Genomic DNA, 7898 nt, shown 5'->3' with positions numbered 1-7898 from the left:
CGTAGACGATGGACAACAGGTTGATATTCCTGTACCACCTCTTTTCCGTTTGAGCAATGGGGGGACGCAGGAGGATAGGGTAAGCGCACTGCTGGATATGTGCGTCTAAGCAGTTAGGCTGATGATGAGGCAAATCCCGTCATCGCGAAGGCTGAGCTGTGATAGCGAGCGAATTATAGTAGCGAAGTTCCTGATTCCACACTGCCAAGAAAAGCCTCTAGCGAGGAAAAAGGTGCCCGTACCGCAAACCGACACAGGTAGGCGAGGAGAGAATCCTAAGGTGAGCGAGAGAACTCTCGTTAAGGAACTCGGCAAAATGACCCCGTAACTTCGGGAGAAGGGGTGCTCTGGTAGGGTGCAAGCCCGAGAGAGCCGCAGTGAATAGGCCCAGGCGACTGTTTAGCAAAAACACAGGTCTCTGCGAAGCCGTAAGGCGAAGTATAGGGGCTGACGCCTGCCCGGTGCTGGAAGGTTAAGAGGAGTGCTTAGCGCAAGCGAAGGTGCGAATCGAAGCCCCAGTAAACGGCGGCCGTAACTATAACGGTCCTAAGGTAGCGAAATTCCTTGTCGGGTAAGTTCCGACCCGCACGAAAGGCGTAACGATCTGGGCACTGTCTCAACGAGAGACTCGGTGAAATTATAGTACCTGTGAAGATGCAGGTTACCCGCGACAGGACGGAAAGACCCCGTGGAGCTTTACTGTAGCCTGATATTGAATTTTGGTACAGCTTGTACAGGATAGGTAGGAGCCTTGGAAACCGGAGCGCCAGCTTCGGTGGAGGCATCGGTGGGATACTACCCTGGCTGTATTGAAATTCTAACCCGCGCCCCTTATCGGGGTGGGAGACAGTGTCAGGTGGGCAGTTTGACTGGGGCGGTCGCCTCCTAAAGAGTAACGGAGGCGCCCAAAGGTTCCCTCAGAATGGTTGGAAATCATTCGCAGAGTGTAAAGGCACAAGGGAGCTTGACTGCGAGACCTACAAGTCGAGCAGGGACGAAAGTCGGGCTTAGTGATCCGGTGGTTCCGCATGGAAGGGCCATCGCTCAACGGATAAAAGCTACCCCGGGGATAACAGGCTTATCTCCCCCAAGAGTCCACATCGACGGGGAGGTTTGGCACCTCGATGTCGGCTCATCGCATCCTGGGGCTGTAGTCGGTCCCAAGGGTTGGGCTGTTCGCCCATTAAAGCGGTACGCGAGCTGGGTTCAGAACGTCGTGAGACAGTTCGGTCCCTATCCGTCGTGGGCGCAGGAAATTTGAGAGGAGCTGTCCTTAGTACGAGAGGACCGGGATGGACGCACCGCTGGTGTACCAGTTGTCTTGCCAAAGGCATCGCTGGGTAGCTATGTGCGGAAGGGATAAGTGCTGAAAGCATCTAAGCATGAAGCCCCCCTCGAGATGAGATTTCCCATCACGTAAGTGAGTAAGATCCCTAGAAGATGACTAGGTAGATAGGTCAGAGATGGAAGCATGGCGACATGTGGAGTTGACTGATACTAATCGATCGAGGACTTAACCACAAAGAGTCATTATTTTAATGAACAACAATTGGTCGATATTCGGCTTTCTTGACATCAATTCTTTATCTAGTTTTCAGGGAATAATTTTATACGAAAATATAAAAAAGCCTTGAAAAATTATATCTACACGATATAATAATACTTGTCCTAAAAAAGAGACAAGACATAGTCTGGTGACAATGGCGAAGAGGTCACACCCGTTCCCATGCCGAACACGGAAGTTAAGCTCTTCAGCGCCGATGGTAGTTGGGGGATCTCCCCCTGTGAGAGTAGGACGTCGCCAGGCTATATACCATGGAGGATTAGCTCAGCTGGGAGAGCATCTGCCTTACAAGCAGAGGGTCGGCGGTTCGATCCCGTCATCCTCCACCAAAGATTTTTGCGCCAGCAAAATATCTTTCCTTAAACTGCTCCGGTGAACTACTTTCATTAAGCAGTATTTATAAAAGGATCTTACACGCCGGTGTAGCTCAACTGGTAGAGCAACTGACTTGTAATCAGTAGGTTGGGGGTTCAAGTCCTCTTGCCGGCACCATTTGGTTTTTTATGAGACGAGCCATTAGCTCAGTTGGTAGAGCATCTGACTTTTAATCAGAGGGTCGAAGGTTCGAATCCTTCATGGCTCACCATTGATTTTTGCTTCGGCAAAATATCTTACCATTGTTTTTCTCCAATGTGAAAAACATAAATAAATGCGGGTGTGGCGGAATTGGCAGACGCACCAGACTTAGGATCTGGCGCCGCAAGGCGTGGGGGTTCAAGTCCCTTCACCCGCACCATTTCTTTTGCGGAAGTAGTTCAGTGGTAGAACACCACCTTGCCAAGGTGGGGGTCGCGGGTTCGAATCCCGTCTTCCGCTCCAGAGACTTGCCGGGGTGGCGGAACTGGCAGACGCACAGGACTTAAAATCCTGCGGTAGGTGACTACCGTACCGGTTCGATTCCGGTCCTCGGCACCAGGATTTTTTGCGAAGCAAAATAATCATCATTGATTTGCGTAAGCAAAATATCTATCCTTACGTTACTATTATAGAATTCATTTAGCGCCCGTAGCTCAATTGGATAGAGCGTTTGACTACGGATCAAAAGGTTAGGGGTTCGACTCCTCTCGGGCGCGCCATATATCGGGAAGTAGCTCAGCTTGGTAGAGCACTTGGTTTGGGACCAAGGGGTCGCAGGTTCGAATCCTGTCTTCCCGACCACCTTCTTTGGGGCCTTAGCTCAGCTGGGAGAGCGCCTGCTTTGCACGCAGGAGGTCAGCGGTTCGATCCCGCTAGGCTCCACCAAGATTTTTTGCACCAGCAAAATAATCTTCATTGATGTTTGCACAGCAAAAAATCCTATATGTTTTGCGAAAGTGAAACTGAATACTATGTTATATGTTTCTTGGCGGTGTAGCTCAGCTGGCTAGAGCGTACGGTTCATACCCGTGAGGTCGGGGGTTCGATCCCCTCCGCCGCTACCATTAGGGACCTTTAGCTCAGTTGGTTAGAGCAGACGGCTCATAACCGTCCGGTCGTAGGTTCGAGTCCTACAAGGTCCACCAAGTACCATTTTTATTACGGAGGAATACCCAAGTCCGGCTGAAGGGATCGGTCTTGAAAACCGACAGGGGTGTAACAGCCCGCGGGGGTTCGAATCCCCCTTCCTCCTCCATATTATCTTTTATATTTTATCGTCGCGGGGTGGAGCACGACCGAATAATCTTCGGAGCGTCTACATCAGCGCACCGACTGAGCAGCAACTTGAATAAGCTTACTGAAGTCGGGGTGGTTCTACGCGATACACAATGGGATAGTGGACACTTAAATATATTTTATCGTCGCGGGGTGGAGCAGTTCGGTAGCTCGTCGGGCTCATAACCCGAAGGTCGCAGGTTCAAATCCTGTCCCCGCAATACCATTTTGATTTGTTTATGAATTAGGAACTTGATAATTCGCGATGAGTCACGTATGGATAGTTATTTTCGCTAGCGCGAAGGTAATGAAACCTATTTTGCTAACGCAAAAAGCTTTGGTCCGGTAGTTCAGTTGGTTAGAATGCCTGCCTGTCACGCAGGAGGTCGCGGGTTCGAGTCCCGTCCGGACCGCCATTTTCATTAAAAGATAATGGTATTATTTTTTTCAAAACTAAGTAAGGCTCAGTAGCTCAGTTGGTAGAGCAATGGACTGAAAATCCATGTGTCGGCGGTTCGATTCCGTCCTGAGCCACCATTTTTTATTTAGACACATTATGGCGATTGTGGCGAAGTGGTTAACGCACCTGATTGTGGTTCAGGCATTCGTGGGTTCGATTCCCATCAGTCGCCCCATATTTTATTTTTTATTGCGGGTGTAGTTTAGTGGTAAAACCTCAGCCTTCCAAGCTGATGATGAGGGTTCGATTCCCTTCACCCGCTCCAATTTATTTTTTGGGCCTATAGCTCAGCTGGTTAGAGCGCACGCCTGATAAGCGTGAGGTCGGTGGTTCGAGTCCACTTAGGCCCACCATTTCATTATTCCGCAGTAGCTCAGTGGTAGAGCTATCGGCTGTTAACCGATCGGTCGCAAGTTCGAATCTTGCCTGCGGAGCCATATTTGGAGAAGTACTCAAGTGGCTGAAGAGGCGCCCCTGCTAAGGGTGTAGGTCGGGCAACTGGCGCGAGGGTTCAAATCCCTCCTTCTCCGCCATTTAGGCCCATTGGTCAAGCGGTTAAGACACCGCCCTTTCACGGCGGTAACACGGGTTCGAATCCCGTATGGGTCATTATGAAGAGACTATCATTCTTGATAGTCTTTTTTTGTTGTACAAAGTAGTACTTTGGCTTGAAATGAAGCTGATATAAGCATGCTTTATATGAAAAAATATGTTCCTGGTTTCTGCGTCATTGGATATATTATCGACTTTCCCCGATATATTATCGACTTTCCCGGTATATGATCCACTTCCCCCGTTTTATTATCAACTTCACTTCATACAAATCAAATTTTCCAGTGCGGAAGAGAAGGTCAGTGATCATCGAAAAACAAGGTCATCAAACACCACTTTCCTCCCTTTATTCGACACAGCTGCTTCATCTTCCAACCAACCAAAATCTTATACAAAATACCGGAATCCTTCTATATTCCCTACATATTTTAGCTTTTTTCATGAAAAAACTTTCGACAAATTCCGCTAAGGATTCAACGTATTTCCCCTATGTTTTTACAATGTAAACCTTACCATTTAGAATAACTTTCCAAATAAACCGCTTTTTCATATATGCATGTAGTAAATTGTCGTAATTGAACGACGATTATAAAGAGGATTTTGGTGATGTTGTGAGAAAGTAGTTATGTAGATTGAAAAAATGTAGGTGAGATGATGAACGCAATGACCATAACAGATTACGATGTGTTTTTGTTTCATGAGGGAAATTTGCAGCAGGCCTATCAGTTTATGGGTGCACATGTGAGAAGGGATTCCACTGGGACCTATACAGAATTTTGCGTTTGGGCACCGAAAGCAAGGCATGTTTCATTGGTGGGGTCCTTTAATCAATGGAATGGGAATGGATATGATCTAAAAAAGCGGAATAGTGAAGGTTTGTGGACGATTCGAGTCGATCAAGACCTGACGGGAGAAACGTATAAGTATGAGATTACGACTCCCCTGGGTGCAAAGAAGCTGAAGGCGGATCCGTACGGGTTTGCCTCTGAGAAGCGCCCTCATACGGCAAGCGTCGTGTATGAGCTGGATGGCTTTCGATGGGAAGATGAGAAGTGGCTCGAGAACCGTTCATCCACTACCATCTACGACAAGCCAATGGCGATTTATGAAGTCCATTTAGGTACGTGGAAGAAGGAAGCAGGAACGTTTCTATCTTATAGGGAATTAGCGCAGCAATTGATTCCCCATGTGAAGGAGCAGGGATTCACCCATATTGAGCTGCTGCCTGTCACGGAGCATCCATTTGACCGGTCTTGGGGTTATCAGGGTACGGGTTATTATTCCCCTACCAGTCGCTACGGCTCACCACATGATTTGATGGCATTTGTGAATGAATGTCATTTACATAATATTGGCGTGATCCTGGATTGGGTCCCAGGTCATTTTTGTAAGGATGCGCATGGGTTATATAAGTTCGATGGTTCGTTCGCCTATGAGTACAGTGAGGAAAGGGACCGGGAGAATTATACGTGGGGAACGGCGAACTTTGATTTAGGTAAAGGGGAAGTGAGGAGTTTCCTGATTTCAAACGCCCGCTTCTGGATGGATCAGTATCATATCGATGGCTTCAGGATCGATGCGGTGGCGAACATCATCTATTGGGCGAATCAGGGTGAGCTTAACCCGAATGAAGGCGCCATACAGTTTTTGAAAAACTTGAACAAGGCCGTTTTTGAGTTTGATTCTTCGATTTTGATGATTGCAGAGGATTCTACGGACTGGCCACAGGTGACGTCTCCCGTTCATTATGGAGGACTGGGATTTAATTATAAGTGGAATATGGGATGGATGAATGACGTCCTTAAATATATGGAAACCGATCCATCTGAACGAAGGCATGTGCATTCTCTCATCACGTTTTCACTGTTATATGCCTTTTCAGAGAATTATGTTCTTCCCTTCTCCCATGATGAAGTGGTGCATGGGAAGAAGTCGTTATTAAATAAAATGCCCGGGGATTACTGGCAGAAATTTGCTCAATATCGGTTGCTTCTGAGCTTCATGATGGCTCATCCAGGTAAAAAGCTTCTGTTCATGGGAAGTGAACTGGCCCCGTTTTCAGAATGGAAGGACCTTGAGGAATTGGATTGGCATTTACTGGATTACGAATTTCATCACAAATTCAATTCATATTTTAAAGAGCTTATGCATTTATATAAAGGTGCTGAACCATTATTTCAGATGGATCATCGTTCAGACGGGTTCCAGTGGGTTGACGTAAATAATGCAGAGCAGCAGATTTTCTCTTTCATCCGTTATGGGATAGAGAAGGGAGATCATCTTGTGGTGATCTGCAATTTCAGTCCTCATGTGTATCACCAGTATAAGGTGGGGGTAGATAAGGTTTCTTCGTATGAAGAGATCTGGAATAGTGATGATGGAAGGTTTGGAGGTTCCCATCAAGTGAACCCCAACCCGCTTACCGTGCACAATCAACCGTATCATGGAAGGGATGGGTATGTGGAAATGACGATTCCACCATACGCAGCCGTTTATTTAAGACCAATCGAGTGAAAGGGGAGAAGAGTAATGGCAAAAGGTAGATGTGTGGCCATGTTATTAGCAGGTGGAAAAGGGAGCAGGTTGAGTTCATTGACGAAGAGTCTGGCGAAACCGGCCGTACCATTTGGAGGAAAGTACCGTATCATTGATTTTACCCTGAGCAATTGTACGAACTCAGGCATCGACACAGTCGGTGTTCTTACCCAGTACCAGCCCTTGGTATTGAATTCGTATATCGGAATCGGGAGTGCGTGGGACCTTGACCGCAAAAACGGTGGGGTGACAGTCCTGCCTCCATATGCTGAATCATCCGAGATGCGCTGGTATACGGGGACGGCAAGCGCCATCTATCAAAATATGAATTACCTTGAGCAATATGATCCCGAGTACGTATTGATTCTGTCGGGTGATCACATTTACAAAATGGATTATAGTAAAATGCTTGATTATCATATCGAGAAAAAAGCGGATGTCTCGATTTCAGTCATTGAAGTGGGCTGGGATGAAGCGAGTCGTTTCGGACTGATGAACACGAATGAGGATATGCGTGTCACGGAGTTTGAAGAAAAACCGCCTTTCCCGAAAAGCAATCTTGCCTCGATGGGCATTTACATCTTCAATTATTCCGTGCTAAAGGATTATTTGGAGATGGATGAACGGAATCCGGACTCAAGCCATGACTTTGGGAAGGATGTCATTCCTCTCCTCCTTGATGAAAAGAAGAAACTGATGGCTTATCCATTTGAAGGCTATTGGAAGGATGTCGGTACGGTCAAGAGCCTTTGGGAAGCGAATATGGATCTAATAGATGAACAGAATGAACTGAATCTGTTCGATCATGATTGGAGAGTGTATTCGGTTAATCCGAATGAGCCTCCTCAATATATTTCAGAAGAAGCCCTTGTAGAGGGATCTCTTGTAAATGAAGGATGTACGATTGAAGGAACGATTCAAAAGTCTGTCCTCTTCCAGGGAACAACGGTGAAAAAAGGAGCGCATGTCAGTCGTTCAGTCATCATGCCGGACGCTGTCGTTGAAGAAAACGTCTATATCGAGCAGGCGATCGTGCCGTCGAATGTAAGAGTTCCAAAGGGCTTATGCATCATGCCGGAAGAGGGATCCGATGAAGTGATCCTCGTGACGGAATCATTCATTGAAGCACTGCTGGAGCAGGAAAGAGTATAAGGT

The 7898-nt window shown here is 47.1% G+C and carries 1 protein-coding gene, 21 tRNA genes, 2 rRNA genes and 1 pseudogene (1 of these 25 running past the window's edge); all 25 read left to right on the top strand.

Annotation, left to right across the window (positions count from 1 at the left end; genetic code table 11):
- Nucleotides 1-1521 (top strand): 23S ribosomal RNA (locus P8596_RS19605); it begins 1415 nt to the left of the window's first position.
- A 169-nt stretch (nt 1522-1690) separates the two neighbouring features.
- Nucleotides 1691-1807: ribosomal RNA gene (gene rrf / locus P8596_RS19600) — 5S ribosomal RNA — on the top strand.
- Between the two features lie 10 nt (nt 1808-1817).
- Nucleotides 1818-1893, top strand: a tRNA-Val gene (locus P8596_RS19595).
- Nucleotides 1894-1980: 87 nt separating this feature from the next.
- Nucleotides 1981-2056, top strand: a tRNA-Thr gene (locus tag P8596_RS19590).
- A gap of 18 nt (nt 2057-2074) precedes the next feature.
- Nucleotides 2075-2150 (top strand) — tRNA-Lys (locus P8596_RS19585).
- 65 nt (nt 2151-2215) lie between these two features.
- Nucleotides 2216-2300 (top strand) — tRNA-Leu (locus P8596_RS19580).
- Nucleotides 2301-2308: 8 nt separating this feature from the next.
- A tRNA-Gly gene (locus P8596_RS19575) sits at nt 2309-2383 on the top strand.
- 7 nt (nt 2384-2390) lie between these two features.
- Nucleotides 2391-2479: transfer RNA gene (locus tag P8596_RS19570), tRNA-Leu, on the top strand.
- A gap of 84 nt (nt 2480-2563) precedes the next feature.
- Nucleotides 2564-2640, top strand: a tRNA-Arg gene (locus P8596_RS19565).
- A 5-nt stretch (nt 2641-2645) separates the two neighbouring features.
- A tRNA-Pro gene (locus P8596_RS19560) sits at nt 2646-2722 on the top strand.
- Nucleotides 2723-2730: 8 nt separating this feature from the next.
- Nucleotides 2731-2806 (top strand) — tRNA-Ala (locus tag P8596_RS19555).
- A 102-nt stretch (nt 2807-2908) separates the two neighbouring features.
- A tRNA-Met gene (locus tag P8596_RS19550) sits at nt 2909-2985 on the top strand.
- Between the two features lie 4 nt (nt 2986-2989).
- A tRNA-Ile gene (locus tag P8596_RS19545) sits at nt 2990-3066 on the top strand.
- A 17-nt stretch (nt 3067-3083) separates the two neighbouring features.
- Nucleotides 3084-3176 (top strand) — tRNA-Ser (locus tag P8596_RS19540).
- A 167-nt stretch (nt 3177-3343) separates the two neighbouring features.
- Nucleotides 3344-3417 (top strand) — tRNA-Met (locus P8596_RS19535).
- A 118-nt stretch (nt 3418-3535) separates the two neighbouring features.
- Nucleotides 3536-3612: transfer RNA gene (locus P8596_RS19530), tRNA-Asp, on the top strand.
- 45 nt (nt 3613-3657) lie between these two features.
- Nucleotides 3658-3733, top strand: a tRNA-Phe gene (locus tag P8596_RS19525).
- 22 nt (nt 3734-3755) lie between these two features.
- Nucleotides 3756-3831 (top strand) — tRNA-His (locus P8596_RS19520).
- Nucleotides 3832-3847: 16 nt separating this feature from the next.
- Nucleotides 3848-3921, top strand: a tRNA-Gly gene (locus P8596_RS19515).
- 11 nt (nt 3922-3932) lie between these two features.
- Nucleotides 3933-4009 (top strand) — tRNA-Ile (locus tag P8596_RS19510).
- 9 nt (nt 4010-4018) lie between these two features.
- Nucleotides 4019-4093: transfer RNA gene (locus P8596_RS19505), tRNA-Asn, on the top strand.
- A gap of 5 nt (nt 4094-4098) precedes the next feature.
- A tRNA-Ser gene (locus tag P8596_RS19500) sits at nt 4099-4189 on the top strand.
- Nucleotides 4190-4193: 4 nt separating this feature from the next.
- Nucleotides 4194-4265: transfer RNA gene (locus P8596_RS19495), tRNA-Glu, on the top strand.
- Nucleotides 4266-4862: 597 nt separating this feature from the next.
- Nucleotides 4863-6859 (top strand): annotated as a pseudogene (gene glgB / locus P8596_RS19490) (1,4-alpha-glucan branching enzyme).
- Nucleotides 6762-7895 (top strand): glucose-1-phosphate adenylyltransferase, encoded by a 1134-nt coding sequence (locus P8596_RS19485; RefSeq protein ID WP_455431279.1) that lies wholly within the window; start codon nt 6762-6764, stop codon nt 7893-7895. Before glgB ends, P8596_RS19485 begins: the two are co-directional and overlap by 98 nt.
- Nucleotides 7896-7898: the final 3 nt, after the last annotated feature.

Source organism: Rossellomorea sp. DA94, assembly GCF_029834455.1.
Lineage (GTDB): Bacteria > Bacillota > Bacilli > Bacillales > Bacillaceae_B > Rossellomorea > Rossellomorea vietnamensis.
This window is presented reverse-complemented; position numbering and strand designations above follow the sequence as displayed.

Bases quoted from the DNA above. Each gene is read 5' to 3' on its own strand.
- P8596_RS19485 (WP_455431279.1), top strand. From the start codon at position 6,762: ATGTTATTAGCAGGTGGAAAAGGGAGCAGGTTGAGTTCATTGACGAAG.